This is a genomic window from Streptomyces sp. ME19-01-6 (assembly GCF_033793745.1).
In the GTDB taxonomy this organism is placed as follows: Bacteria; Actinomycetota; Actinomycetes; order Streptomycetales; family Streptomycetaceae; genus Streptomyces.
In genome coordinates this window covers 232,237-258,684 of sequence record NZ_JARAXF010000001.1, presented here as the reverse complement: position 1 = coordinate 258,684, position 26,448 = coordinate 232,237, and the positions used below count along the sequence as shown (strand labels likewise).

The following is a 26,448-nucleotide window of genomic DNA, read 5'->3' as shown; positions in this document are numbered from 1 at the left end:
TGGCGAGCAGGGGATCTGCCGTGAGCCGCGAGTCAGAATTGTTCGCGGGACCGGAAAACGAGGAGGCGGCCTGGACCGGTGTGCCTGGCCGGCGATGCCACCCTCTCCTGGCGCGACCCGACATCCGGATCAAACACTCATTCCCGAATAAAATATCGGGAGAAAACGACCTCCTAGCGGAGAGCCTCGACGGCCGGCCGGTCGAGGAAGCCGCGGATCAGCGCGACCAGCTCCTCCGGGCGCTCGACGCGGGCGACATGCCCGCACTCCAGCTCTGCGTACTCGCTGCCGGGGACCGCCGCATGGATGCCGCGGGCGTTCTCGACCGGGGCCAGGCTGTCGTCCGCGCAGCCGATGACCAGCGTCGGCGCCTCGATCAGCGGGAGCAGACCGTGGATGTCCACCCGCCGGGCCAGGTCGAACTGGCGGATCCGGTCGGGCGTGGGCGCGAGGCTCCGGGCCAGTTCCTCCACCGCCGGACGTCCGATGCTGTTGAGGTACCGGCGGCTGAACGCGGTGAGCATCGCATACCGCGCGAACGCCTCCGAGCGGTCGGCGAGCGCCAGCAACAACTCCAGGGTGTTCCGCAGATACTCGTCGCCGCAGTGGCTGTACCCCGCCAGCGGGACGAGCCGACGCACCAGATCGGGACGGGTCACCGCCAGGGACAGGGCGGCGACCGCGCCGAGCGAGTGCCCCACCACGTCCACCCGGCCGAGCCCGGTGTCCTCGATGACGGCGGCCAGCTGTTCTGTCAGTGCCTCGACGGTGAGCGGGGCGCCGTCGTCCCGGGCCGGGTCACTGCCCGCGAGGTCGGGCAGGACGACGGTGTACCGGTCGGTGAACCGGTCGAGAAGGCCGTCCCAGGTGACCGACCCGCGGCCGCCGCCATGGACCAGGACGAGGCCCGGCCCAAAGCCGCGGGTGCGGTAGCGGACGGTTGCCTGACCGACTGTCAGCTCGGTGGCCTTCGCTGCGTCGACGGTGTGGTTGGCGAATGTGTGCGGTGAGGTCATGCCGACAACCGTGCCCGTGCCCGGCTTGCCGTGGAATCGGACCGCATTGCCTAGGATCGACAGTCCCAGGCAGGCCGCCGGCCGATGCCCGAGGATGGACGCCATGACCCTGGATCGCCGCGAACTCGCGGACTTCCTGCGCCGCGCCCGCGAACGGCTCACCCCCCGGGAGGTCGGCCTGCCCGACGGCCCGCGCCGCCGCACCCCGGGGCTGCGCCGGCAGGAGGTCGCGCAGCTGGCCGCCATGTCCGCCGACTACCTGATGCGGCTCGAGCAGGCCCGCAGCCCGCAGCCGTCCCCCCAGATGCTCGCCGCCCTCGCCCGCGCCCTGCGACTGACCGCGGACGAACGCGACCACCTCCACCTGCTGGCCGGGCACCGGCCGCCGGCGGGCGAACTGGCGGGCCTCCATGTCCGTCCCGCCCTGATGCACCTGCTCGACCAACTCTCCGGCGTCCCCGCCCAGATCCTCACCGACCTCGGCGATGTGCTGGCCCAGAACGCGCTGGCGGAGGCGCTGTTCGGCTGCGTGTGCACGATCGAGGAGGGCCCGGATCGCAACGTCGCCTGGCGCTGGTTCACCGACCCGTTCGTGCGCGAGGCGTACCCGGTCGAGGAGCACGAGGCGCGCAGCCGGGAGGTGGTGGCCGACCTGCGCGCGGCCGTCGCCCGGCGCGGTACGGACCCGGTGGCGGCCGCCCTGGTGGACCGCCTGCACGCGGCGAGCGAGGAGTTCACCGCGCTGTGGGAGCGGCACGAGGTGGCGGTACGGCGGCGCAGCCGCATGCGGCTGGTGCACCCGGCGGTCGGGCCCATGGAGTTCGACTTCGAGGCACTGCTGGCGCCCGCGGAGGACCAGCGGGTGCGGCTGTTCACGCCCCCTCCGGGGTCGCGGACGGTCGACGCGCTGGAGCTGCTGAAGGTGGTCGGACCGGAGACGGCGCACCGCAGCCACGCCGGGTGACGGAAGTACCCACCCATCACCCGGTCGCGCCCCGTGCCGCCGCACAGGGTGAGGGTGGCCGGAGAGGGCCGGTACGAGACCACTACAGTTCACTGTCATGGATCTTCGCGGCAAGACAGTGCTACTGCACGGTGAGTTCCGGGCCGGCTCTCACGAGGAATTGGGCAGGCGGCTGAGCGCGCTCGGAGTACGGGTCGTGGAAAAGGCGTCCGAGACCACGGGCGTGGTCTTCACCTCCAGGCCGGACGAATTCGCGGAGTACGGCATACCGGTGCTGTCGGAGACCGATCTGTACGAGCTGCTGCTCGGAGGCCGGAGCGAAGCCTCCGGGACCGGGAACGAATCGCTCCTGAACGAGGTGCCGGAGCAGGCCGGCCCCGAGACGTTACTGACCATGTTGCGGGACGCGGACTGGACGGCGTTCGTCCCGGAACGGGACCTGCCACCCCTGCGGGACCGGCTGGCCGCCCTGGAGCGGGGACACGGCGTGACCGAGGCGCACCGGTTCGCCACGGCGCGCCTGCGGGAACGAGGCGCTCGACTGCGCCATCCCTATATCGGGTGGGACAGCGAGTTCCACGACTATGTGCTCAGCCCGTGCGGCCGCTACCTCGCCACCGGGCGGCACGGGCCCGACGACGGCGCGCTGCAGATCTGGGAGATGGCCACCGGCCGCCTGGTCAACAAGCTCGATATGGGCGAGCGCGGGGTGGGCTGGCCGGGGCACCGCGACACCCTCCAGTGGTCGCCGGACGGCACCCGCTTGGCGCTGGCGTTCAACACCAACATGGTGGGCCTCTGGGACCCCTTCGGCGAGCGCCTCAACCCCTATGGCGCCGCGAACGTCACCGATGGCAAGGACTCCCCGCCCGAGTTCGCGCTGGCCCCCGACGGCCGTCGCGCCTACATCTCGACGCGCACCCACCACGAGGTCATGGGTTGCGTCGCGGCGCTGGACGAGGGCCATGTCTTTTACGTCGACAACCCCCGCCATGTGACGGGCCCCGAGCCCGAGACCCTTCCTGAGCCGCTGCCGGAGGAGTTCAGGCGGCGGCTCGACGACGAGTGGTTCTTCCGACGGGTGCGCTGGTCACGGGACGGCACCCGGCTGCTCGGGGACAACGGTGAGTGGGCCTGCGCGGTCGACATGCCGGGGGGCCGGATGCGCTGGTTGACGCTCACAGGCGGCGCCGTGGCGTGGAGTCCGGACGACCGGCGGCTCGCGTCCATCGCGTCGGCCTCCGACAGCTCGGAGGCCGACGACGTCGCGAACGGCCGGTTGACCGTCTTCGACGCCCTGACAGGCAACGCGGTGAGCGAACCGGTTCCGCAGCCGCGGGGCACCGTGCACTGGGGCCTTCGCGGACGCGCCGCGCGGCTGGCGGCCATGACGGAGAACGGCGGTGGCGTCGACATATACGACGAGGACGGCGGTCACCAGTACCACCTCGACATCGACACCACCGAACGGATCGGCCTGTCCTACTGGGACGGCGAGGAGCGGCCCTGGGCGTGGGCGCCGTCGGGGGAATACGGCGCGTGCCTGACGTCCGACGAGCGGATCGAGGTGTGGTCCCTCGGAGACGAGCCGGCGCCGGTCCGGTCGATCGACGTTCCGGAGGACACCGCGGCGGTGGTGTGGGGCGCCGATGACGTGCTGGCCGCGGTCGGCGGATTCTCTTTGCGCTTCGTGCGGGCGCTGACCGGCGACGTCCTGGGCGACTTCGTGGTCGGCCGGGAGGACGAGGAAGGGCTGGCCCCGGTCGAAGCGGAAGAAGAGCTCCACGGCGTCTACCAAGCGGATACCTTCCCGCTCGACGACACCACCTGGTGCGCGCTGGCAAGCCCGGCGGCGGGCCGGGGCGAGGCACTGGTGATCGCCCCCGAGAAGCGACGGGCCGACCTCGACGCCGCGCTCGCCTGGGTCGTGGACCGCCGCTTCGCCTGGCCGGTCCGGTGGAGCGACCTGGACGTGGTCGAGGACGGCGAGGCCGCGGCGGCCGTGCTCCAGTCGGACGAGGCATAGCGTCCTGTGTACGGGCGTCTCTCGATCACCACCGGCGAGCCATGCAGTTCCTTGGGCAATCCACGCTCGAGAACGGCCGCCTCGCCTATCTGTTCAAGAAAACGCGAGCGAGCGAGGAGCGGTATCCAGGAGACGGCTGGGAACTGGTGGTTCAGCTCTCGTCAGAACTGTCGGACTGGCTCCCGCTCGATGGGCTGACGGAAGACAGGGTGACGAAAGACATCGTGCCGTGCTACTACGCCTGGGACCGAAGCGGGTGGGGAACCGCTTGGGCTTTTGTCTCGCCGGACGGCAAGGAGGGCCGCTTCCTGTGCAATTGCGCCTGAGGAGGGTTGACATGCCGTCTACACGCGGCCGGTGTGAGTGGTCGACCAGCGCGCGCCACCGACCATGTGCTCCAGGTAGCTTGGGTCACACACCGTCACGGTGATGTCCGCGCAGGGCTGCTTGTCGAAGGGGAGGGTGTCCAGGAACCTCCACGTCTGCCAGACACGCAGGTCGGCCTCGCCCTCCAGCCCGGCGATGTCGTCGAGGTCACCCTCCTCCCACGGCTCCTCCGGGTGTTCCACGGCCACGACCTCGCTCCACAGTGGGATGTTGCGTACGGGGCCCACCTCGTAGGAGGTCACGATCTCGGCCGCTCTCCGGTAGAACTCCTCGGGGTCGCTCTGAGTCCGCACGTAGCGGGAGATGTGGTCGTGTCCGCCGCCGCTCAGTTGTCGTCCGTACACGGCCTTCGCCGTGCGCCTGGGCGTGAGCACGGTCTTGCCGTCGTCCGCCAGCAGATATCCGTCGTCGGTGACTCGTATCTTCTTGCCGACAATGGCGTCGAAGAGCTCGCCGAACTCATCGTTCAGCCTCCTACCGGCCGCGCTCTCCGCGCCGTGCTCCGGGGGCCATGCTTCCACCAACAGAGCCAGGGGGAAGGCCGCCTCCTTCGGCACGCTGGGGACATCGGGGTTGATGAGGTGCACCCTCCCGCGGAGGGTGCACCCTTCAACGGCGTCGATGGACACGGCGAAGACATCGGTCATAGCGGGTTCCCTCTTTACCAGGGCTCCGTACTCTGCCCCGTCGTGGCGAGCCAGAGCGCGGTGAACGCGGAATGGGGGCGGTCGTTGAAGTCGTCGGCGGAAAGCCGGCCGAGAAGGTCCAGCACCGCGCCTATGTGCCCGCAGCGGGCCGCGCGCTGGATGAGCAGATCGGTGGGCCGCGCCCTGCCGCTGCGCGGGGTACGGAGCAACTCGTCGTACTCGGCGGTGAGTTGGGCGATGTCCGTCTCGGCCAGGGTGACCGGTGTGAGGTGCTCGGCGGCGGGCCGGAGGGACCCGGCCAGTCCGCGAACGTTCTTGGTGGCGACCCGGGCGATCACCGTCCGCAGGTAGTCATCCTGCGCGTCCTCCTCCTCGCCCGGCCCGAGCAACTCGGCCCGCGAACGCGCGTGCCTACGCACGGCCGCGGTCTCCCACGCGGTCAGGAACTCGTCATACAGGGCGTGGCGTCCCGTGCGCGCCAGGTAGAGCAGCCACGGTTCGGCATACGAGTTGCTCGGCTCGGACGCGAACCGCGGCGGCTTGGGCTCCCACGCGTCGGGGCCCCACAGCTCCCGCGCCTCGTCCTCACGTCTGCATTCGGTGAGGGCCCAGATGACCGCGAGACGGTTCTGCCAGGGGTTGGCCTCCGGCTCGATCGCCGCCCGTGCGCGGTCGAACCACGCGTCCGCCCGCGCCGTGTCGCCCAGTGCCTGGTACGCGCCCCCCAGCGCGGCCGAGACACGTGCGGTCTCGTGGGGCTCCCAGGGGTCGGTCCCGGCATCCAGCGCGGCCTTCGTCCCGGCGAGGGCGAAGGCCGCGCGGGCGTCGTCCGGTCGGCCCGCGCGGGCCAGAACCATCGTCACTTCCGCGGACGCGGCCACCCGCTCGCCCAGGCCGGGCACCGCCGCGACCAGCGCGGCGGCCTCGGTGACCGCGCCGCGCCGTGCGCACAGCCGGGCCGCGAGCCTCAGGTTCTCGGAGACGTGCACGCCCCACCGGCTCTCCAGGTCCGCGACCGAGTCGAGCGCCGCCCGGGCCACATCCTCGACGGTCGCGGCGCCATTCGGTGGCCAGGAGGCCTCCTCCTCGGCGGGCTGCGCCTGCTCCGCGTAGGCGCGCACCGCCCAGCCGTCGTCCCGGTCCCCGAGTCGCTCACCCGCGGTCCGCGCGTCCGGTACGACATCGAGCTCGCCCCAGCGCACCGGCCAGGCCAGGCGCTGGCCCACCGTCCAGGCGAGCACATCGTCCAGCGTCCCCCGCCGGCCGTCCGGAGCGATGACGACACCCGACGGGAACGTCGCACACCACGTCTCGTCGTCGAGCGCGAAATGGTGCGCGTCGAACTGGTCGTCGCCCTCCAGCGGCCTGGGGGCCTGGGGTTCGCGGAGGAAGGCGAAGTCACCGAGGACCTCGCCCGATCCGGCCCTCAGGAACCGGAGGGTCGTGTCGCCCACCGCGACCAGGACGTCGTCCGCGCCCCACAGCACCCCGGCGGTGGCCGACGGTGCGTCCAGGGTGCGCAGCCGCCGCGGCTCGTCGTCCGCGAGCGACCACACCTCGACGCGCCCCTCGCCCGTGAGGCAGGCGCCCGCCTCACCGGACGGCGCCCAGGCCCAGGTGTCCACGTCGGTGAGCCCCGTCTCCACAGGCGTGACGTCGAGCCGGAAGCGGTACCGGCCGTCGTCGTAAACGAGGACGCCGGGCTCCGCTCCGGCGTCGTTGTCCTCACGCACCACGGCCGCCAACCGGGGTGTGTCCCCCCTCATGCCCCACAGCAGCGCCGATACCCCCTCGCGCCCCGCGGTGTCCTCGCCGCCGATCGGCAGGCCGGTCGACGCGTCGAGGAACCGCAGCCCGTTGCCGTCGTGTGCGAGGAGACGGTCGTCCGGGGACCATGCGGCGAGCCCGCCGATCTCGGCCAGCCAGCCCAGCTGCCCGGAGCCGACGTCGATCACGAACGCCTGGCCGCCGTCCCCCCAATTCCTGTCCCGCCACGAATTGACCGCCTGCAGCCGCGCGCCGTCCCGCGACCAGCGGACCCAGTCGTAGACCCGGATCGCCTCCTCCTCGTACTCGTCCATCTCCTCGGTCCGCAGATCCTCCCGGACCCGCTCGGCCAGCAGGAACGGATGCGGGGCGGTCGCCTGACCCGACGTCCACATCAGCTCGCCCCACTCCAGGGGGACGACACAGCCGCTCACCTCGCACGGAGACCCGGACGCCACGAAGGCGCGCCGGCCGTCGGGCGCCAGCGCCCAGACCGGCGGACGCGACGCGCCGTCCGTCACCGAGCACTCGGCGACGGGCCGGCCGTAGGTGAGCGGACTGAACGGGTCGAAGACACCGACCATGTTGGTGGAGTACGCAAGACCGATACGCCGGCCGTCAGCCGACCACTGGATGGTGCGCTCGCGGTCCGGCCAGCCGACGCCGCCGTCGATGCGTTCGAGGACATTGACGCAGCGTCCGGCGGCCAACTCCCAGATCTGAAGCGTGCCCCCGGCGTCGAAGTCGTCGCCCACCCAGCTTCCGGTGGCCAGATACCGGCCGCACGGGCTGAGCGCGGACGCCAGGAACTCCGTTTGGTGTCCGTACGGATGCCGCAGCCGTACGCCGTCCATGGCACGGACCTCGCGAGTGGCGGCACGGTGCTCCTCCGTGATTCCCCGCTCTCGCTCCACCTCCAGCAGCCGCGACCGCAGGGCCAACAGATCCGGCTCCCGCCCGGACCTGTCGTCGTCGAAGCCTTCCTGATAGCCGAGCACGCCCCGCAGCGCCCGCTCGTCGAATATCGGAAGGTTCCGCTTCCAGGCTTCCTCGATCTCCCGTCCCTCCGCGCGGTGGGCGAAGACGAAATCCGTCCTGCCGGACACCGCTGCGGACACCCGGGCGCCCAGTTCCTCGAGCCCCCGCTTCGCCTCGCCCTTGCTCAGGCCACCGAAACGGCCGGCGAGCACGATCCTCTTCCCCCGTAGATCCATGAGCCTGACCGTAACTCCTGGGTGAGACAACGGACTTGCCGGGTCCAGGTCGGGAAGTCGCGTCCGCGGCCCCCGCTCTCACCTGGCGTGCCCGTCCCAGGCGGCCGTGCCCAGCAGCACGGTCGCCGTGCCGCCCATCAGCATGAGCGGTGTGGCGATGCCCGCGGTGAGACCCAGCCCGGCAAGCGCCGCGATCGCGAGCAGCCGTGACCGGGATACCTGCCCGAAGACGGCACGGGTGAACAACGGATGCCCGGCGAGGAAGAGCGCCGGGCCGCCCAGGACCGCGCACGCGGTCCCCGCGGTCACCCGGTCGTCAGGGTGCGCGATGGTCGTCTCGACCGCGACGGCGGTGACAATGACGCCCGCGATCATGGGGACGTGCAGACAGGTGTACGCGGAGCGGCCGAGCCGTCCCGGATCACCGGACGCCGCGATCCGTTCACCGGCGGCGCCGGCGACCCGGTGGAAGTAGATCCACCACAACGCGACGGCGACGGTGAAGGCGGACAGGAACGCCGCCACCCGCGCCACCGACAGCTGGGCGCCGCTGAACGTGGCGCCGACGACCAGGAGCGACTCGCCGAGCACGATGAGCATGAACAGCCGACACCGTTCGGCCATGTGCTCGGCGTCGATCGTCCACTCGGAGGTGTGCGAACGTCCGAACAGCGGAGTGGTGTAGCCGTGCCAGGGCGCGGCGTACTCCAGGGCCAGCGCGGCGAGCCACAGGACGGCTCTCGCCGGCCCGTCAGTGAGGCCCCCCGCGATCCAGAGCACGGCGGTGAAGCTGTGCCAGGCCAGGATGCGCCGGAATGTGGGCCCCAGGGGGTGAGACTTCGCGGCTACCGCGACGAAGAGTGACCGGCCCACCTGAATGGCGGCGTAGGCGGCACTTTCGCCTCCCCTCAGGCCGTTGCTGAGATGTAGATCACATATCGGGAGTCGATGTCACACTCGGGGTGCCCGGATCGCTCTCAGAACGCAACTGAGACGAAAGGCCCTACGATGTCCGACCCCGCGACACAGGTGTTCAACGACCACCGTGAGCTGCTGTTCTCCATCGTCTACAACATGCTCGGCAGCGTCGCCGACGCCGAGGACGTGTTGCAGGAGACATGGCTGTCGTGGACGAGCAGGAACCAGGCACCGGGCGCGGAGCGGATCGACCATCCGCGCGCCTACCTGGTGCGGATCGCGGTGAACCGGGCCCTCGCCCACCAGGCCACAATCAGCCGCCGCCGTGAGACCTACGTCGGGCCGTGGCTGCCCGAACCGCTCGTCAGCACCCTCACCGACGCTCCCGTCCCCGACGATGCCGCTGATGCGGCAGTGCGCGCCGAGTCGGTGTCGATGGCGCTGCTGGTGGTCCTGGAAACCCTGACTCCGCTGGAGCGCGGGGTGTTCGTCCTGCACGAGGTGTTCGGCTACGCCCACACCGAGATCGCGGAAATCCTCGGCCGCAGTCCCTCGGCGGTTCGCCAGCTCGCCCATCGCGCCCGCGAGCACGTCCACGCCCGACGCCCCCGCTACGAGCCCGACCCGCACGTCCGGCAGCAGGTGACCGAACGGTTCCTGGCCGCCGCGCTCGGCGGTGACCTGGATGCTCTCCTGCAGCTCCTGGCACCGGAGGTGACCCTGTGGGGTGACGGCGGAGGCAAGGCGGCGGGGGGCCTGCGGCCGCTCCAGGGCCGGGACAAGGTCGCCCGCCTGCTCGCCGCTGTCGCCCCCCACTCCGGCAAGGGCCTCAACATCGCCTACCGCAGGGTCAACGGCGACCCGTCTGCGCTGCTGTTCGCCGGCGACACCCCCTACGCCGTCCTCGTCCTCGACCTCACTCCGGACGGCAACCAGGTGTGCGGGATCTACGCCGTCGCCAATCCCGACAAGCTTTCTCACATCGACTGAGCACCGAGGAATCCACATGATGCGAAACATGGCGTCGTTGCCCAGCGGCAGAGTGGCGAAATGGGTCGTCCTCGCCCTCTGGACGGCCCTGCTCCTGCCGGCCTTCATGCTGGCGGGCAAGCTCGGCGACGTCGAGGAGAACGACAATTCGGCCTGGCTGCCCAGTAACGCGGAGTCGACCAGGGTCGTCGAGCGAGCCGAGAAGTTCCAGCCCGCCGACACTCTGCCCGCGATCGTGATCTACGACCGGCCCGAGGGCATCAGCCCTGCCGACATGACCAAGGCCCGGGCCGACGCCGAAGCCTTCAAGGGCATCACAAACGTCGTGGGGCAGCCACAGGGCCCCGTGAAGTCCCAGGACCGCAAGGCCATCCAGACCGTGGTCCAGATTCAGAAGGACAAGAAGGGCTGGGAAGGGATCGGCAAGGTCGTCGACGCGATGGCCAAGGTCGGCGAAGAGAACGCCGACGGCCTCGGGTTCCACGTCACCGGACCTGCCGGTCACGCATCCGACTCGATCAAGGCCTTCAGCGGAGGGGGCGGCCTGACCACGATCACCGCGTTGGTGGTGGTCGTGATCCTGCTGCTCACCTACCGCAGCCCGGTGCTGCCGCTGCTGCCACTGCTGACCGCGGGCGGCGCCCTGGTCACGTCGGAAGCGGTGATCTACCTGCTGGCGAAGAACGCCGGACTCACCGTCAACAAGCAGACCAGCTTTATCCTGACGGTGCTGGTGTTCGGCGCCGCCACCGACTACGCCCTCCTCCTCACCTCGCGGTACCGGGAGGAGTTGCGGCGGCACGAGGACCGGCACGAGGCGATGGCGGAGGCCCTGCGCCGCTCCGGCCCCGCGATCATCGCCAGCGCCGCGACCGTCGCGGTCAGCTTGATGCTGCTGATGCTGGCCACGCTCAACTCCACCCAAGGGCTCGGGCCGGCCTGTGCCGTCGGCATCCTCGTCGGGCTGCTCGCCATGGTCACCCTGATGCCGGCCCTGCTGGTCATCTGCGGCCGCTGGATCTTCTGGCCGGTGCAGCCCTCGTACGGATCGGCCGGGGCGACCAAGGAGGGCGTCTGGACCCGGGTCGGCACCGCCGTCTCCGGCCGACCGCGGATCGTGTGGATCGGCACCGCGCTCGTCCTCGGTGTCATGGCCATCGGGGTGTTCGGGCTCAAGGCCGATGGGCTGTCCAACAAGGACCAGTTCACCGACAAGCCGCAGATGGCCGTCGGCGAGGAGATCCAGTCCAAGCACTTCCCGGCCGGGTCGGGTGACCCCATCTACGTCGTGGCCGAGGCCGCCTCGGCGGAGCGGGTGAACACCGCGCTGTCCGGCGTCCCAGGAGTCGCTGACGTCTCGACGCCGGTGATCAAGGATGGAGAGGCCATGATGCTCGGGGAGCTCAAGAACGCTCCCAGTGGCGCGGCCGCGATGCGCACCGTCGAGCAGGCCAGAACCGCTGTCCACAAGATCGAGGGTGCGGATGCCCAAGTCGGCGGCAACACGGCGATCATTCTCGACACGCAAGAAGCGGCCACCCGCGACTCCAAGGTGATCATCCCCATCGTGCTGGTCGTGGTGTTCCTCATCCTCGCGCTGCTGCTGCGGGCGATCGTCGCACCACTGCTGCTCATGGCGACGGTGGTGCTGTCGTTCGGAGCGGCCCTCGGGGTGAGCAGTCTGGTGTTCAACCACGTGTTCCACTTCGCCGGGGCGGAAGCCTCCTTCCCGCTCCTGACGTTCGTGTTCCTGGTCGCCCTGGGCATTGACTACAACATCTTCCTGGTCACCCGGGTGCGCGAAGTGGCACTGCTGCACGGCACCCGGCGCGGCGCGCTGATGGGTCTGTCCGCCACCGGGGGTGTGATCACCTCAGCGGGTCTGGTGCTGGCCGGTACCTTCGCGGCGATGGCCTCGCTGCCCCTGGTGTTCGCGGCCGAGCTCGGGTTCGCGGTGGCGTTCGGCGTACTGCTGGACACCATGATCGTCCGCTCGGTGCTGGTCACCGCGCTGACCCTGGACGTGGGCCGATGGATGTGGTGGCCCAGCAAACTGTTCAGGCATCATGAGGACCCCCAACTCCCGGACACATCAGCGGGTGGCGGGGCTGAGATGTCGACCGCGAGGAGTAGCCATGTTCCAGCCGGGCGCCCGCCTGGAATTCGTCTTGGCTGACGGTCCCGTACGTGAGCCGGTCATCAAGGTCGGCGGGCAGCCGGTGTGGCTGGAGGAGCCGCAGTGGCCACTCTCGAGCACCACCGGCGAGCCCATGCAATTCCTGGGTCAATTCACACTCGACGGTGGCCGCCTCGCTTATCTGTTCATGGGCGATGAAGAAGGCGTCGGCGGAACCTATGTCCCCGAGGGTGGCGAAAACGCAGTGGTGATCCAACCGGGCGGCCGCATACCGGGCTTTGTGACCGTGCGGGCGCAGGCCGAGGGGCCATCGGTGTGTGTCGACCATCTGCCACGCTTGGCGGAGAGCGACACGTGGATGTTCCTCGGCGGCCCTGGGGCGGAGCCGGGTTGGATACACGAAGAGCGGTATCCGGGAGAGGGGTGGGAACTAGTGGTTCAGCTCTCGTCGGCACTGTCGGACACGCTCCCGTTCGAGGGGCTGGCGGAGGACGGGGTGACGGAAGACATCGTGCCGTGCTATTACGCCTGGGAGCTAAGCGGGTGGGGAACCGCTTGGGCCTTTGTCTCGCCGGATGGCAAAGAGGGCCGCTTCCTGTGGGATTGCGTCTGAGAAGGCCGCGACGGTGAAATTGCCCGGTGGGCGGAGGTCGTCCGGGCATCACGCGACCACGTCGAAGCCCTGGCTCCCGGACCAGCGATGACAGGGGCCACGGCTGCGGTGTCAGTCTGCTGACGTATCCTTCCCGCCACCGCACACCGACTGGGAGGACCAAGAGAATTGACTGACCTGCCTGCTTTCCCGCTGCCCTTTCATGCTTCCCGTTCCATATCGTTCGCGACACCCCGAACGCTGCGGGAACTCCAGATGATGCAGTGCAGCGCCCACATTCGGGCGAAGCCGGGGTGGTTCGACAAGATGAACGACGCCGACATCGTCGCCAGGTGGACGCAAGAAGCGGTCGCCCAGGGCCTCACCGAAGCGCAGGTTCGTTACGTGCTTGCCGAACTCCAGCATTACGCCGCGCTGCGAGACGGACGAACCGGCGTCGAGGTGTCCGCCGTCGACGGGGTGTGGCAGTCGGACACACTGGTCGACGACAGGCTCAGGTCCCGGCTGCGCGAGGCGGTTCGGGTTCTGGAACAGGTCCCCGAAGCAGAACAGGACTGGCATCCCGGATCCGACGGCCAGGTACTGGATCTGGTTCATCCTTCACTGTTCTGCCTGGTGAGAGAGGTGGGCGGCGCGCCCGAGCGGGCTTGGCAGAACCCGACGGACCGCTACTCGAGGTACGAATTCTCGGAGAAATTCCAGTGGCTGCCCACGGACGTCGACGTCAGTGACGACGGCGATGTCGCCTTCCGTTCGTACGTCAACAACGTCCACCCCGAGACGCATCGCGAACTGGCTTCCGTCCTGCCGGACTTGTTCGCGCGCCTGCGTCCGCTGCTGGAGAACGTGCTCACCGATCTGCACCATCCGCGGCCCCTGCGGATTAAAGCCGATCCTTACGGGTGGTACGACTCGGAGCCGGAGTATCCGGACAAATCCTCCTACAGTGATGATGGGGCCTACGCAGAAGCCGTCCGTGCATGGGAAGAGGCCCAGGACGACTGGTGGGAAAACCGCCGCCCGGCCATCCCGGACGCCCCGGCCTTCACCCCGCCCGCGCTGCCCGACGACTCCGCCCGAGTCGACCTGCGCGGCCGCCGTCTCCAGGTCATCGTCAAGCTCGCCACCATTCATCTCACCCCGGACAAGCCCGAGTACCCCGGCGGCTCCTGGCATGTCGAGGGGATGATGAACGAGCGGATCGTCTCGACCGGCATCTACTACTGGGACAGCGAGAACATCACCGAAAGCCGGCTGAGCTTCCGGGCGGCACTCGACGACCCGCACTACGAACAGAACGACGACAACGGCCTGCGTGAGGTCTATGGCCTGGAGGACGAAGACGCACTGAACCAGATGCTGGGATCGGCATCGACTCCAGCGGGCCGCTGCCTGGCGTTCCCGAACATCCTGCAACACCGCGTCGGCTCATTCCGCCTCACGGACCCCACCCGCCCGGGATATCGCAAAATTCTCGCGTTCTTCCTGGTCGACCCGTCGGAAAAGATCGTCTCGACATCCGATGTGCCACCGCAACAACCATGGTCCGACACCTCGACCATGACGCTTGAACAGGCCAAGAACTACCGCGAACAACTCATGCAGGAACGCAAGTTCTTCGTCAACGAACACAACGAGCAGCTCTACGAACGAGAATTCTCCCTCTGCGAGCACTGAATCCCACGGTGTCCCCCCCTGTTCTGCTGGGCGCGCGAGAGAGGTTCAGTAGGCTCCGGTGTTCATGGACAGCGCAGACCTGGAAGCGGCCCGCCGGGACGCAGGTTCATTCCTGCGGTACTACTGGGAGGCCGCCGAGTTCGACACCGCAGAGGAGCTGGCGGACGACGAAGCGGGGATCCGGGCGGCCTACGACGTCATCCAGGCGGCCGTTCCTGACGACGCCACCAGCTCCACCTGCCTGACACTCTTGGAACTGGGAAAACTGCGGGCACACCTGAACGACGCCTTCGGCACCAGCGAGGACCACTTCGCGTACGAACACAACCCGCCCGCAGGGTTGGCCGAGGACGACCAGCGGGGCCGGGAGCTGGCGGCCGCGGTAGTACGGGCCGCGGAGCGCACACTCGCCCTGCAGGGATCCTCCAACCTGGCAGCCTTCTCACGTGCGTGCGCCCTGCATTGGCTGGGCGAGCGTGACGCCGCGGCGGAGGCCTATCGGGAGGCGCTCCGCCTCGATCCCTACGACGACATCGCGAGGGCCCGCATAGAACAGTTGGAGGACGTCGAGCTCGCCGAGCCGCCGGGCGGGCTCATCACCCACCACCCCCACGGCTTCCATGTGCTGGAGATGACTCATCTCGTCGGGCACAGCGGCAGCACCAAGGGCTGGGTCTGGCTGCTCAGCGATCCGTCCGCTGTACGCGACGCCGCGGACGGATACCTCGACGCGTGGCTGGCCGATCACGGCCACAGCCTGGACGACGAATTCAGCGTGTGGACTCATGTCCCCGGCGCCAAGCGCCAGGGATCCGGACTGTGCGAGGCGCTTCGCCGGACGGCTGAAGGACAGCCGTTCATCGACTGGTCACAGGTGCCCCTGGCTGATCCGGTGCCTGACCCTCTCCCGGTTGGCCAGCCGATCCGATGGCTCGGGCAACTGCACTTTTCCGGCGGAACCGAACACGACGACTAGCCAGTGCACGCAGCTTGCGCCGGGGCCGGCCCCGCTGTGACGCCGCCCACAACGCCCAAGATCGGCGGGGACATGGCGCGCTTCCCCAGCGCCACCCACCTGGTGTCGCGGGCCGGGAGCGAACGCCCGAGGCGGGGCGTACGGGCCCGGCACCCCGCGCCACCCCCACGACCACCAGGAGCGCTACTTGCGTGACTTCTTCGCCGGTCACTTCGCCATACCGGAGGAGGCGATGACCTTCCTCGGCACCGAGCTGGGCAATTCGCGCGTCGATCCTGTGCTCATCGCTCGCCGCGAGGCCCACAATGCGTCCCACGCGGCCGCGCTGGCAGCGGGCCCGTGTGACGTCTGGTCCGCATGCACCGCTACCAGGGCGCCTGCAGCGCCGTACGCGTGCCCTACCGCAGGCGCTGGGAGGAACTCTGCGCAGGTCAGCAGGGTGTCAACCGCTCTTGCCACCACGACGCCCACGACGTGGTGAGCGATAGGCCGACGGTTGATCGGCGGGGCGAAGGTCGGTGATCAGGCGGAACCGTTCCAGAACCGCCAGCGTCGCGTCGTCCACGGTGAACTCGGGGTCCTTCAACGCCGCGCGCATCTCCTCACTGTGCCAGAACCGCTCGTGGCCCGCCCGCCACTCGGCCACGCTGGTGTCCCCCTCCCCCTCGTCCACCACGTGAGCGAGATCCACCTGCGCCAGCGGGACGACACGCACACTGGTCACCTCGATGACCGCGACCGGACGGTCGTCCGAGTCGATGACCACCGAACGGCTCCCGACCTCCGGCAGGGGCTCCCCTTCATGCTCGTAGTCGATCACGAGCCCTGTCGTGGAGGTCTTGGACCCGTTGAGGATCGCTGCGACGAGCTGGTCACGCAGCGGGCCGGGAAAGGCGAACTCGGCCCTGGGCATCGATGCGAGATTCCGAGGTGAGGCGGCGTCAGTCGTCATGCGGTCACAGTAACGACCCATGCCGCGCAAGCCGACGGCAAGAGCGGGCCGTGACGCGTCAGGGGCCGGGCGGGCCGAACGCCGAGGCCAGGAGCGTATGCGCGCGGCTGGTGCCTGACCGGACCACGAGTTGGTGTTCACCGATCAAGTGATCGCCACCTTGGTGATCTTGTCCTTCCAGCTCCCGCACGCCGCCGTGGCCGTGTTCGCACACAAGCCCGGCCGCCGCGCCTTCGTCAAAGTGGCGACCCCTGCAACGCCGGATCGGGCGCCGCGAGTACCACGACGCCTCTTCCCTCGTACGTCCATGGCAGGACCGCAACCGCAGCCGGGGACAACGGGTTCGGCGATGGTCATGCCGTGGCACGCGGGTGAGATGCCGTTCGCCGCACTGGGTAGGCTGTGTATACAGAAGCGTGTGCGAATGGATCGACAAGGAGGGCCACGATGGCCCGGGCGACCGGCAAGAGCGAAGCCGTCTACGAGCGGCTGAAGGGGGACATCGAGTCGCTGCGTTTGAAGCCCGGGGCGAAGCTGAGCGAGGTCCAGCTCGGCGAGGAGCTCGGGGCCTCCCGCACCCCCGTGCGCGAGGCCATCCGCCGCCTGGCCGGCGAGGGGCTCGTGGACTTCGTGCCGGGCGAGGTGGCGCGGGTGGCCGCCATCTCGCTGGGCGGGGTGCGGGCGCTCTTCGAGATCCGGATGTTGCTGGAGCCTCGGGCCGCCGCCCTGGTCGCGACGTCGGGGGCGGCCGACGAGCGCGTACTGGCCCCGTTCCATGAGCTGCTGGCGCGGCTGGACGAGTTCGAGGAGTCCTTCCGCGCCCTGGACTCCGCCGGGCAGTCACGCGAGTACCAGGGTTTTTACGAACTGGCCGAGGGCTACGACCAGGCGGTCATCGCCGCGTGCCGCAACCCGTATCTGGCCCGTACGATCCGCGATCTGCGCAGCCAGACCGTGCGGCTGCGGCATCTGTCGCACAGTGGTCCGCGGCGCATGCTGACGTCGTTGGAAGAGCACCGCGCGATGCTGAAGGCGATCACGCACGGGGACGCCCAGGCGGCTGAGTCGGCCTCCCGCCACCACCTGGCGCAGACCCTCCAGGCGCTGATCGACAGCCTGACCAGCAGCGAGGGCGCCGCGCCCGGCGTGGAGATCCAGCTGGACATCGCCCGCTGAGTCCCACGCCGGCGATCACCTCGACGTGGGCCACTGCTTCCGCGCCCCGACCGCATGACCGGCCCCGTCGGCCGGGGCAGCCACGTGGGTCAGCCGGGTCAGCCGGGCTGAACCGCGAGCGCCTCGTCTTCGGCCGGCTCGTCCTGGGCCATGAGGCCGGCCACCCACAGCGGCATCAGCCAGTGGGACACGAGGGCCGCGATGAGCACGGGCGCCACGTAGGCCTTGGGCGCGTCGCCGCCGGCCGCGCCCGCGATCAGCAGGCCGGCCGCGGCGGTGGCCAGCAGCAGGGTCATCATCCGGTGGGCACGGGCCAGGACCCGGCTGCGCTCGGCCGTCTGCCGCTCGTCCAGGGCGCGTTCGCGCAGTTCCAGCAGGCCGCGGGTGGCGGCGTTGATCGCCCCCGTCGCGACCATCCAGGGCAGCAGCAGGGCCGCCATCACGACGACGACCCACATCGGCTCCGACTCCGCGAGGTAGAAGTGGGTCATCAGCGCCCCGAAGGCCGCGGTGAGCGTGATGTGCGCGGCGACGGCCAGGCGCCGACGTGCGGCCGTGGCGCACAGCGACCGCCCTCGAGGGTCGTTCATCAGCCGCACCATGCGCTGGTCATAGCGGGTCATTCGTGTCGTCGGCATGGCTATTTCCTCCCGTAGACCTCGTCCGTGAGCGGCTTGAACGGCTCGAGGGAGAACAACGCCTCCACCGGCAGCCCGAAGAACTTCGCGATCTTCAGCGCCAGGTCGAGGCTCGGGTTGTACTGCCCTCGCTCGATGTAGCCGATGGTCTGGTAGTGCACCCCAACCGCCTCGGCCAGGCTCTGACGCGACACTTTCCGCTCGGCGCGCACCATCGCCAATCTGTTGTGCACCTGCTCGCTCATGTATAAGAAGTACTACATCTTGAAGTGCGGATGCAACTGGACCGCCGGCGCGGGACCGCCTCCACCCCGACCCCCTCCCCGTGACTTCCTCGCATGCGATCCTGTATACAGGAGTGGATACAGACCGGATACACGTCTGTGTCCGCCCTGACCGACCTGACGCGAGGACAGCCTCATGCCGCATACCGTCGGCGCCGCCGACCTGCTCCGGTTCGCCACCGCCGCCGCCGAAGCCCATGGCGTACCGCCCGGGGACGCCCGCCTCCTCGCGGACACGCTGGTGACCGCGGAGCTATGGGGGCATCCCTCCCACGGGATGCTGCGCCTGCCGTGGTACCTGGACCGCCTCGCGACGGGCGCGACGGCCCCGGTCACCGACCCGCAGATCGTGAGTGACGGAGGGGCGGTGCTCGTGGTGGACGGACAGGACGGGCTGGGGCAGGTGCTCGCCGACCGGGCGGTGGGCTGGGGCGTCGAGCGGGCCGGGGAGCACGGGATCAGCGCGGTGGCCATACGCAACTCCGGTCACTTCGGCACCGCCGCGTACTTCACCCGCAAGGCCGCCGAGCGGGGCTGCGTGGCGGTCCTCGCCACCAACGCCAGCCCGGCGATCGCCCCGTGGGGCGGGCGGGAGAAACGCGTCGGCACCAATCCCTGGTCGATCGCCGCGCCGGGCGGCAGCTACGGCACGGTCGTGATGGACATCGCCAACACGGCCGTGGCGCGCGGCAAGATCTACCACGCCAGGGAGCGCGGGCAGCCGATCCCCGAGGGCTGGGCGGCCGATGCCGACGGCGTGCCGACCACTGATCCGCGCCGGGCCGTCGAAGGGCTGATCCTGCCGATGGCCGGCCACAAGGGGTACGCCATCTCGTTCATGTTCGACGTGCTGGCCGGCGTGCTGACCGGCAGCGCGTTCGGGGCCTCGGTCGTCGGTCCGTACCGGCCGACGGGCCGCAGCGGCGTCGGCCATCTGCTGATCTGCCTCGACATCCGCGCGATGGCCGAACCGGCCGAGTTCGAGCGGCGGATGGAGACGCTGATCGAGGAGACCAAGGCCACGCCCACCGCGCCGGGCGTGGCCGAGGTCTTCGTCCCCGGCGAGCCGGAGACCCGTACCGCCGAGCGGCTACGGACCGAGGGCATCGCGGTCGCCGAGGACACCTGGCGCTCCCTGACCCGCGTCGCCACCGCCACCGGCGCACCGCTGCCCACCCCGATCACCGCCCCGGCCACCACCCCGCCCACCACCTCCGAGGAGTTCCCCACATGATCGCGCTGACCGTATCCCTGCAGGTCGTCCCCGGCTGCCGCGATGACTTCCTGGCCGCCATCGAGGAGAACGCCGAGCGCTCCTTCCACGACGAACCCGGCTGCCGCTCCTTCGACGTCGTCTGCGATCTCGACGACGACCACCACTTCGTCTTCCACGAGATCTACGACGACGAGGCCGCCGTCGAGGCCCACCGCTCCGCCCCGCACTTCGCGGTCTGGCGCGCGGCCGCCGCGAAATACGTGGTGCCCGGGAGCCAGGTCAACACCCTTTCGCGCCGCCTGTTCCACCACTCCTGACCCTCGCCCCTCGCCCCTCGCCCCTTCCCAGAACGGAACCCGACCCTCATGTGCGCCAAGCCCGCCGCACCGAACCTGCTCATCCACCCCGACGAGGTCGAACGTTTCGACCGCGGCGGAGGTGTCGCCACCCTTCCCTACGTCGGCAGGTGGAACTCTCCGACGGCAGTCATCACCACCGGCCAGACCGTGTTCCAGCCGGGTACCGGGCTTCCGCTGCACAGCCACAACGTCGAGGAGTCGGTACTGATCCTCGAGGGCGAGGCGACGGCGGAGATCGACGGCGAGCTCTTCGACCTGGAGGCCGGCCAGGCCACCTGGGTCCCGGCCGACGTTCCGCACCGGTTCTTCAACCGAGGTGAGGGCGTCATGCGGATCTACTGGGTCTACGGCGGGCGGGATGTCACCCGGACCATCACCGCCACCGGCGAGACCTTCGAGCACCTCTCCGAGCACGACAAGGGAGGGGCGCCCACCGCATGAGCGACAACACCTTGACAGTCGTCAATCCCGCTACGGGCCAGGTCATATCGGCCGATACGGGCGGGAGCCGGCGACCGCGGGCATCGTTGAGTTCACCAACACCCGTACGTACTGGGTGGGGCGCTGATCGCCTGTCACCACCCGTGTGACCTGCTGAGTTTCTTCCGGGGTCCCCTCTGCACGGCTGCGCGGACGGGACCCCGGTGGCGCGGGGACACCGCCTCAGATCTTGTCGACAGGGCTCTATACAACTCTCGGGGCAGAGCACCTCATGCCCCCGCTCCCGAAACCAGAGTTGCGCGGCATGTACGAGCTGCTGATGCCGCTCCTGGATCGGCCGGCCTCCTGACTCCGCAGGCGATCGAGTGGGTCCCTCGTCCGGAAGGAACACAGCGTCATGAATGCCTACGCACGTCCGGAATCCAGTAAGTCCGATGCCAGGGGGCTCCGCCTCTGGGTGCCCCGCCTGATGCTCGCTGCCGCCACGGTACACATGGTGGTGGGCGTCGTCGCCGCGTACTCGCACTGGCGCGGCATCGTCTCCGGCGGGCTGTGGAACACGGTCCGCAACGACGACGACGCCCGCATGATGGACCTGTGGTTCATGATCAGCGGGATTGCCTTCTTCGGTCTTGGGCTCCTTGCCAGGAGGTCAGTGATCGCCACGGGCACGATGCCCGCGGAGACGGGATGGATCTTGCTGACACTTGGCATCCCGGTGGCAGTGCTGGAACCGGTCTCGGGCGGATGGTCGCTGATCGCCATCGGTGTGCCGGCCGTTGTGATGTCGCGGCGTGACCGTTTCACATCGGGCTTCGGCCGGTCGGCCGCTCAGCGAGCGGGAGAGACAGTCGTGGCGCCGATGCGTGCGCGAACCGTACAGCGATGGACAGGCCGCCTTCGGGGCGTGCGCTGGTGGTGAGGGTGGCGTGGTGAGCTCGGGTGACGGCGTTGACGATGGCGAGGCCGAGACCGTAGCCGTCGCGGCGGTCGCTGCGATCGGGCGCTAGTTTCTGGAAGGGCTGAAAGAGTCGCTGGATCTGGTCGTTGGGGATGGTCTGCCCGCTGTTGGTGATCGTAAGGGTCACCTGCGTGCCGGAGGTCCGGGTGGTGATCTCTACGTGCCCGTCCGGGTGGTTGTGGCGGATGGCGTTGTCGACGAGGTTGGCGACGAGGCTTTCGATCAGTCTCGGGTCCCCGGCCGTCACTGCGGGCGTGAGGTGTTCGGCGAGGTCAATGCCTCTCTCCGTTGCTTGGTCACGGCGGGAGACGAGCACTCCCTCGACGACTTGGGCGAGGTCGAGGGTGTCCCGGCGAGAGATTCCGCGCTCGCTGGTGGCGAGGACGAGCAGTGCCTTGACGAGCCGTTCCTGGTGTCCGCCGAGGGCGAGGGCTTCTTGGCAGGCCGAGCGCAGCGCGTCGGCGTCGGCGTCGGGGTCGGCGAGGGCGACTTCGAGGAGGGTACGCAGGCCGGCGAGGGGGGTTCGCAGCTCGTGTGAGGCGTTGGCGACGAAGTGGCGTTGGGCGTCGAAGGACGCTTGAAGGCGGGCGAACAGATCGTCGAGGGTGTGGCCGAGCTCGGTCAGCTCGTCCGTGGGCTCGCCGAGGTCGAGGCGCCGGTGGAGGTCGCCGGCGGAGATGATTTTGGCGGTGGCGGTGATGGCGCGCAGCGGGTTCAGGAACCGGCCGGCGACGAACCAGCCGAGAGCCAGGGCGACGGGAATCAGAATGACCAGGGCGACGGCGGATCCGGTGAGGAGTTGGGACAGGCTGATCCCCTTCCCGGTTCCGGTGGTCACGCCCGGTGAGGGGTCGCCTTTGGGTGCGGCCGACTGGACGCTGACGAGCGAGACATCGACGAACACGAGCACGGAGACCCCTGCGGCGTAGATGCCCGCCGCGTAGGCGAGCGCGAGCCGTGTCTGCAAGGACTTTCTGGCGAGTTGCTGGGAGGTCATGACGATCCGATGCGGTAACCGCCTTCGCGGATGGTCTCGATCACGGGCGGGCCGCCGAGCTTGGCCCGCAACCGGTGCATGGTGTGCTTGACGGCGCTGCTGAAGGGGTCGGCGGCCTCGTCCCAGACGCGTTCGAGCAGTTCCTCAGCGGAGATGACCAGGCCGGGTGCGGCGAGCAGGCATTCGAGCAGGGCGAACTCCTTGGGGCTCAGCTCAAGGCGCCGGCCGGCCCGGAATGCGACGCGGCGGGCCGGATCGAGGGTGATGTCCCCGCATGCCAGGGTGGGCGGTAGCGGTGGGGTGGCGCGGCGGGCCAGGGCACGGACCCGGGCGACCAGTTCGGCGAAGGCGAACGGCTTGGGCAGATAGTCGTCGGCGCCGAGGCTGAGCCCATCGACGCGGTCCTCGATCGTGTCGGAGGCGGTGAGCATCAGTACCCGGGTCTCACAGCGGCCGTGCGCGAGTTGCCGGCAGATCACGTCCCCGTGGACGCCGGGCAGGTCGCGGTCGAGGATGACCACGTCGTAGCGGGTGACGGCCAGGCGGTCGAGGGCGGCGGTTCCGTTCAGGACGACGTCGACGGCCATGCCCTCGTGGCGCAGCCCGGTTCCGATGGAGCGGGCGAGGACCTCGAAGTCCTCGACGACGAGGACCCTCACCCCCACTCACCGCCGGTCGTCGTGCGGGCGGGGCGGCCGAACCGGCCCCCGGGTCGAGGTGTCATGCGCCAACGATGTCAGATCCCAGGTCGCAGCCCGGTCGCAGCCGCCGCGACCGGGCTGGAACCGGGTGCCGCGTACAACCGTCGGCATGTATCAGCTTTCGAACCGTGAGCTCGCGCGATGAGCGCCCCGGGGATCGTCGTCGCCGGACTGCGCAAGCGGTATGGGGCGACCCTGGCCCTCGACGGCATGTCCTTTACCGTCCAGCCGGGTGTGGTGACCGGCTTCGTGGGGCCGAACGGGGCCGGGAAGTCGACCACGATGCGGGTGATCCTCGGCCTGGACGCGGTCGATGAGGGCACCGCACTCATCGAGGGCAAGCCGTACCACAGCCTTCGGCATCCGCTGAACCATGTCGGTTCACTGCTGGACGCGGCGGCGCTGCACCCCGGCCGCAGCGGGCGTCACCACCTGCTGTGGCTGGCGCATGCGCAGGGCCTGGCCGCGCGGCGGGTGGACCAGGTGATCGAGCAGGTCGGCCTGGCCCCGGCGGCCCGGCGCAAGGCCGGCGGCTACTCGCTCGGCATGCGGCAGCGGCTCGGGATCGCCGCGGCCCTGCTGGGCGACCCGCCGGTCATCATGCTCGATGAGCCGTTCAACGGCATGGACCCGGAAGGCATCGTCTGGATGCGTGGCTTGCTGCGGTCGCTGGCCGCTCAGGGGCGCGCCGTGCTGGTCTCCAGCCACTTGATGAGTGAGGTGCAGGACATGGCCGATCATCTCGTCGTGGTCGGGCGCGGCAAGGCCATCGCCGACGCCGATGTGGCCGGCCTGATCGCGGCCGCCTCCCAGAACCGGGTGGCCCTGCGGACCACGGCCGGGACGCACGCGATGAGGGTGCTCGCGCATGCCGGCGCGAGCGTGGTTGCCACGGGCCGCGACACCATGACCGTCTCCGGCCTGCCTGCGGATCGGATCGTGACGCTGCTCAGCCAGAGCGCGGTGCCGTTCTCCGAGGTGTCAGCCCACCGCGCCACCCTTGAGGACGTCTACCTGGAGCTGACCCGCGGGGCGGTCGAGTTCCACGCCGCGACGCCCACGGAGGTCTCTCGGTGACCGCCACGCTCACGCCGTCCCGTTCCGGGCGGCGGGCCGGGCGGAACGGCTTTGCCCGAGTAGTGCACGCGGAGTGGACCAAGTTCCGAACCGTCCGCGGCTGGGTGACCGGCATGGTGGCCGCGGCGCTGGTGGTGGTGCTGTTCGCCCTGCTTGTCGGGGTCAGTAGCGATCAGAAGGGCTCGCCGCCCGTTCCGATCGGACCGGGCGGCGAGCCGGTTACCGACAGCTTCTCCTTCGTGCACCAGCCGCTGGCCGGAAACGGCAGCATCACTGTCTCCGTTTCCGCGCTCAACAGCAGCGTCCCCGAGGGCCCTGGGGACCTGCGGCCCGGCGTGGTGCCGTGGGCGAAGGCCGGGCTCATCATCAAGGCGAGCACCCGCCAGGGATCGCCCTACGCGGCGATCATGGCTACCGGCAGCCACGGCGTTCGGATGCAGGACAACTATGTCAACGACACGGCCGGCCTCCCCGGTCCCCTCTCCGCCGCGGCTGTGCGCTGGCTGCGGCTGGACCGATCGGGCGACGCGATCACCGGCTCCGCCTCCGCCGACGGCACGCACTGGACCAAGGTGGGCACCGCGCACGTGAGCGGGCTCGGATCGACCGCGCAGGTCGGGCTGTTCGTCGCATCTCCGCCTGCCGTGGATGGCATGGGCACCCGCGGCAGCGTGTCCACGGCCCACTTCGGGGATCTCCGTGTCCAGGGCGGCTGGGCCAGTGGCAAGTGGACCGGTGGCCAGGTGGGAGCCGAATCCCCCAGCTTCGCCGGTTACCCGGAGAACATGTCGGGTTCCTTCACGGAATCTGACGGCCGGTTCACGGTGACCGGCGCCGGCGACATCGCGCCCGCCGTTCGCGACACCCTGCCGACCGGCGGCACCCTCCGGGAACTCCTCACCGGCACGTTCGCCGCGCTGATCGTGGTGATCGTCGTGGGGGCGCTGTTCATCACCACGGAATACCGGAAGAACCTGATCCACGTCACCCTGGCCGCCGGCCCGGGACGGAGCCGGGTGCTGGTGGCCAAGGCGATGGTACTGGGGGGCGTCACCTTCGTCGCCGGGCTGGCGGGAGCGGTCGTCGCGGGTCCGCTCGGCGAGCGGCTCGCCCGGGCCAACGGCGTGTACATCTTCCCGGTGACGTCTTCCACCGAACTGCGGGTGGCGCTCGGGACCGCGGCGCTGTTCGCGACCGCCTCGGTCCTGGCCCTCTCCGTCGGCACCATGTTCCGGCACAGCGCCGGCGCGGTCACCACCGTCATCGTGGCCATCGTGCTGCCCCACATCCTGACCGCCCTCCCGTTCATGCCCGGGAGCGTGTCGAACTGGCTGACCCGGGTGACACCGGCCGCGGCCTTCGCCGTCCAGCAGACGCTCGTGCGGTATCACCAGGTCACGAGCAATTACACGCCATACAACGGCTATTACCCGCTGGCACCGTGGGCCGGTTTTGCCGTCCTGGCCGGCTACGCGGTGGTGAGCCTGGCCGTAGCCGGCGTCCTGCTCCGCAGGAGGGACGCATGAGACTGGCCCTGCACGCGGAATGGACGAAGATACGGACCGTCACCAGCCCTCTGTGGCTGCTGCTCGGTACCATCACGGCGACCGTGGCCCTGAGCGCCGGGGCGGCTTCGGTGGTGAGCTGCACGTCCACTGGCTGCGGCGGCGACATGACCAAGCTCAGCCTCAGCGGCGTTCAGCTGGGCCAAGCGCCGGCCGTCATCCTGGCCGTACTGGTCATCACAGGCGAGTACAGCACGGGCATGATCCGCACCACCCTGACGGCGGTGCCACTTCGGGCCACCGTCCTCGCGGCCAAAGCCGTCACGCTCACCGGGATCGTGGCCGCGGCCGGGACCCTCGCGGTTCTCGGGTCGCTGGTCGCTGGCCGGCTCCTCCTGCCCCACCATGCCTTCACGACTGCCCGCGGCCACCCGTCCCTGTCCCTGACCGACGGGCCCACGCTGCGCGCGGCCCTCGGATCGATCCTCTACCTGACCCTGATCGCCCTGCTCAGCCTCGGCGTCGCCACCGTCGTGCGGGACTCCGCCACCAGTATCGGGATCGTCCTCGGCCTGCTGTACCTCATCCCCATCCTCTCCCAGATGATCGGCGATCCGCACTGGCAGCGCCTGCTCCAGCAGATCGGGCCGATGAGCGCCGGGCTCGCCATCCAGGCCACCACCGATCTCCATAGCCTGCCCCTCAGCCCCTGGGCCGGCCTCGGCGTGACCGCCGGGTGGGCCGCCGCGGCGCTCTTGGCCGGCGGCCTGCTGCTGCGCATGCGCGACACCTAGCATCTTTACTGCCAG

At 69.7% G+C, this 26,448-nt stretch carries 25 protein-coding genes; 16 read left to right on the top strand and 9 right to left on the bottom strand.

Annotated features, from left to right (window positions below; genetic code table 11):
* Positions 1-173: 173 nt before the first annotated feature.
* Entirely contained in the window at positions 174-1,016 is an 843-nt protein-coding gene (locus PV419_RS01120) for an alpha/beta hydrolase (protein ID WP_319685703.1), read from the bottom strand.
* 103 nt (positions 1,017-1,119) lie between these two features.
* On the opposite strand from PV419_RS01120, the gene PV419_RS01115 reads away from it, so the two are divergent.
* The 3 genes from PV419_RS01115 (at position 1,120) to PV419_RS01105 (ending at position 4,332) form a co-directional block, all read left to right on the top strand.
* Positions 1,120-1,980, top strand: coding sequence for a helix-turn-helix transcriptional regulator (locus PV419_RS01115; protein ID WP_319685702.1), 861 nt, complete (start codon positions 1,120-1,122; stop codon positions 1,978-1,980).
* Positions 1,981-2,077: 97 nt separating this feature from the next.
* Positions 2,078-4,006 carry a hypothetical protein gene (locus tag PV419_RS01110; RefSeq protein ID WP_319685701.1) on the top strand — a complete coding sequence of 643 codons (1,929 nt, stop codon included), beginning with the start codon at positions 2,078-2,080 and terminating at the stop codon, positions 4,004-4,006.
* A gap of 41 nt (positions 4,007-4,047) precedes the next feature.
* The gene (locus PV419_RS01105) at positions 4,048-4,332 is read left to right on the top strand and encodes a hypothetical protein (RefSeq protein ID WP_319685700.1); all 285 of its coding nucleotides are present in this window, start codon (positions 4,048-4,050) and stop codon (positions 4,330-4,332) included.
* Between the two features lie 18 nt (positions 4,333-4,350).
* Here PV419_RS01105 and PV419_RS01100 read toward each other — a convergent pair whose 3' ends face one another.
* From PV419_RS01100 to PV419_RS01090, 3 genes are all read right to left on the bottom strand, one after another.
* Positions 4,351-5,040, bottom strand: coding sequence for a hypothetical protein (locus tag PV419_RS01100; protein WP_319685699.1), 690 nt, complete (start codon positions 5,038-5,040; stop codon positions 4,351-4,353).
* A 14-nt stretch (positions 5,041-5,054) separates the two neighbouring features.
* On the bottom strand, positions 5,055-8,021 hold the full coding sequence (locus tag PV419_RS01095; protein ID WP_319685698.1) for a hypothetical protein: 2,967 nt from the start codon (positions 8,019-8,021) through the stop codon (positions 5,055-5,057).
* A 78-nt stretch (positions 8,022-8,099) separates the two neighbouring features.
* A complete protein-coding gene (locus PV419_RS01090; RefSeq protein ID WP_319686189.1) occupies positions 8,100-8,933 on the bottom strand; it encodes a low temperature requirement protein A in 834 nt (277 codons plus the stop codon).
* Positions 8,934-9,029: 96 nt separating this feature from the next.
* Here PV419_RS01090 and sigJ point away from each other — a divergent pair, with 96 nt between their 5' ends.
* The 5 genes from sigJ (at position 9,030) to PV419_RS01065 (ending at position 15,332) form a co-directional block, all read left to right on the top strand.
* Complete coding sequence (gene sigJ / locus PV419_RS01085) at positions 9,030-9,929, top strand: RNA polymerase sigma factor SigJ (RefSeq protein ID WP_319685697.1); 900 nt, start codon at positions 9,030-9,032, stop codon at positions 9,927-9,929.
* Between the two features lie 16 nt (positions 9,930-9,945).
* A complete protein-coding gene (locus PV419_RS01080) occupies positions 9,946-12,105 on the top strand; it encodes an MMPL family transporter (RefSeq protein ID WP_319685696.1) in 2,160 nt (719 codons plus the stop codon).
* The gene (locus PV419_RS01075) at positions 12,065-12,679 is read left to right on the top strand and encodes a hypothetical protein (RefSeq protein ID WP_319685695.1); all 615 of its coding nucleotides are present in this window, start codon (positions 12,065-12,067) and stop codon (positions 12,677-12,679) included. The genes PV419_RS01080 and PV419_RS01075 overlap by 41 nt, the downstream gene beginning before the upstream one ends.
* 168 nt (positions 12,680-12,847) lie before the next feature.
* Positions 12,848-14,356, top strand: a complete 1,509-nt coding sequence (locus PV419_RS01070) for a DUF4246 domain-containing protein (RefSeq protein ID WP_319685694.1) — start codon at positions 12,848-12,850, stop codon at positions 14,354-14,356.
* A 64-nt stretch (positions 14,357-14,420) separates the two neighbouring features.
* Complete coding sequence (locus PV419_RS01065) at positions 14,421-15,332, top strand: tetratricopeptide repeat protein (RefSeq protein ID WP_319685693.1); 912 nt, start codon at positions 14,421-14,423, stop codon at positions 15,330-15,332.
* Between the two features lie 442 nt (positions 15,333-15,774).
* Here the strand turns inward: PV419_RS01065 and PV419_RS01055 are convergent, their stop codons facing one another.
* The gene (locus PV419_RS01055; protein ID WP_319685692.1) at positions 15,775-16,284 is read right to left on the bottom strand and encodes an ASCH domain-containing protein; all 510 of its coding nucleotides are present in this window, start codon (positions 16,282-16,284) and stop codon (positions 15,775-15,777) included.
* A 447-nt stretch (positions 16,285-16,731) separates the two neighbouring features.
* Between PV419_RS01055 and PV419_RS01050 the strand changes: the two genes are divergently transcribed.
* Complete coding sequence (locus tag PV419_RS01050; RefSeq protein ID WP_319685691.1) at positions 16,732-17,460, top strand: GntR family transcriptional regulator; 729 nt, start codon at positions 16,732-16,734, stop codon at positions 17,458-17,460.
* Positions 17,461-17,558: 98 nt separating this feature from the next.
* Here the strand turns inward: PV419_RS01050 and PV419_RS01045 are convergent, their stop codons facing one another.
* Positions 17,559-18,098 carry a hypothetical protein gene (locus PV419_RS01045; RefSeq protein ID WP_319685690.1) on the bottom strand — a complete coding sequence of 180 codons (540 nt, stop codon included), beginning with the start codon at positions 18,096-18,098 and terminating at the stop codon, positions 17,559-17,561.
* Positions 18,099-18,100: 2 nt separating this feature from the next.
* A complete protein-coding gene (locus PV419_RS01040) occupies positions 18,101-18,343 on the bottom strand; it encodes a helix-turn-helix transcriptional regulator (RefSeq protein ID WP_319685689.1) in 243 nt (80 codons plus the stop codon).
* 175 nt (positions 18,344-18,518) lie between these two features.
* On the opposite strand from PV419_RS01040, the gene PV419_RS01035 reads away from it, so the two are divergent.
* The 4 genes from PV419_RS01035 to PV419_RS01020 all read left to right on the top strand — a co-directional run bounded on the left by PV419_RS01035 (position 18,519) and on the right by PV419_RS01020 (position 21,320).
* On the top strand, positions 18,519-19,616 hold the full coding sequence (locus PV419_RS01035; RefSeq protein WP_319685688.1) for an Ldh family oxidoreductase: 1,098 nt from the start codon (positions 18,519-18,521) through the stop codon (positions 19,614-19,616).
* Positions 19,613-19,915, top strand: a complete 303-nt coding sequence (locus tag PV419_RS01030) for a putative quinol monooxygenase (RefSeq protein ID WP_319685687.1) — start codon at positions 19,613-19,615, stop codon at positions 19,913-19,915. Before PV419_RS01035 ends, PV419_RS01030 begins: the two co-directional genes overlap by 4 nt.
* Before the next feature lie 48 nt (positions 19,916-19,963).
* Positions 19,964-20,398, top strand: coding sequence for a cupin domain-containing protein (locus tag PV419_RS01025; protein WP_319685686.1), 435 nt, complete (start codon positions 19,964-19,966; stop codon positions 20,396-20,398).
* Between the two features lie 397 nt (positions 20,399-20,795).
* A complete protein-coding gene (locus PV419_RS01020) occupies positions 20,796-21,320 on the top strand; it encodes a DUF6463 family protein (RefSeq protein WP_319685685.1) in 525 nt (174 codons plus the stop codon).
* Here PV419_RS01020 and PV419_RS01015 read toward each other — a convergent pair.
* Both PV419_RS01015 and PV419_RS01010 read right to left on the bottom strand, forming a co-directional pair.
* Positions 21,202-22,356 carry a HAMP domain-containing sensor histidine kinase gene (locus PV419_RS01015; protein WP_319685684.1) on the bottom strand — a complete coding sequence of 385 codons (1,155 nt, stop codon included), beginning with the start codon at positions 22,354-22,356 and terminating at the stop codon, positions 21,202-21,204. The genes PV419_RS01020 and PV419_RS01015 overlap by 119 nt on opposite strands.
* Positions 22,353-23,015, bottom strand: a complete 663-nt coding sequence (locus tag PV419_RS01010) for a response regulator transcription factor (protein WP_319685683.1) — start codon at positions 23,013-23,015, stop codon at positions 22,353-22,355. Before PV419_RS01010 ends, PV419_RS01015 begins: the two co-directional genes overlap by 4 nt.
* A gap of 183 nt (positions 23,016-23,198) precedes the next feature.
* On the opposite strand from PV419_RS01010, the gene PV419_RS01005 reads away from it, so the two are divergent.
* Genes PV419_RS01005 through PV419_RS00995 form a run of 3 tightly spaced genes read left to right on the top strand, consistent with a single transcriptional unit; the run spans position 23,199 to position 26,433 of the window.
* The gene (locus tag PV419_RS01005; RefSeq protein WP_319685682.1) at positions 23,199-24,134 is read left to right on the top strand and encodes an ABC transporter ATP-binding protein; all 936 of its coding nucleotides are present in this window, start codon (positions 23,199-23,201) and stop codon (positions 24,132-24,134) included.
* A complete protein-coding gene (locus PV419_RS01000; protein WP_319685681.1) occupies positions 24,131-25,660 on the top strand; it encodes an ABC transporter permease subunit in 1,530 nt (509 codons plus the stop codon). Before PV419_RS01005 ends, PV419_RS01000 begins: the two co-directional genes overlap by 4 nt.
* Positions 25,657-26,433, top strand: a complete 777-nt coding sequence (locus tag PV419_RS00995) for an ABC transporter permease (RefSeq protein ID WP_319685680.1) — start codon at positions 25,657-25,659, stop codon at positions 26,431-26,433. Before PV419_RS01000 ends, PV419_RS00995 begins: the two co-directional genes overlap by 4 nt.
* Positions 26,434-26,448: the final 15 nt, after the last annotated feature.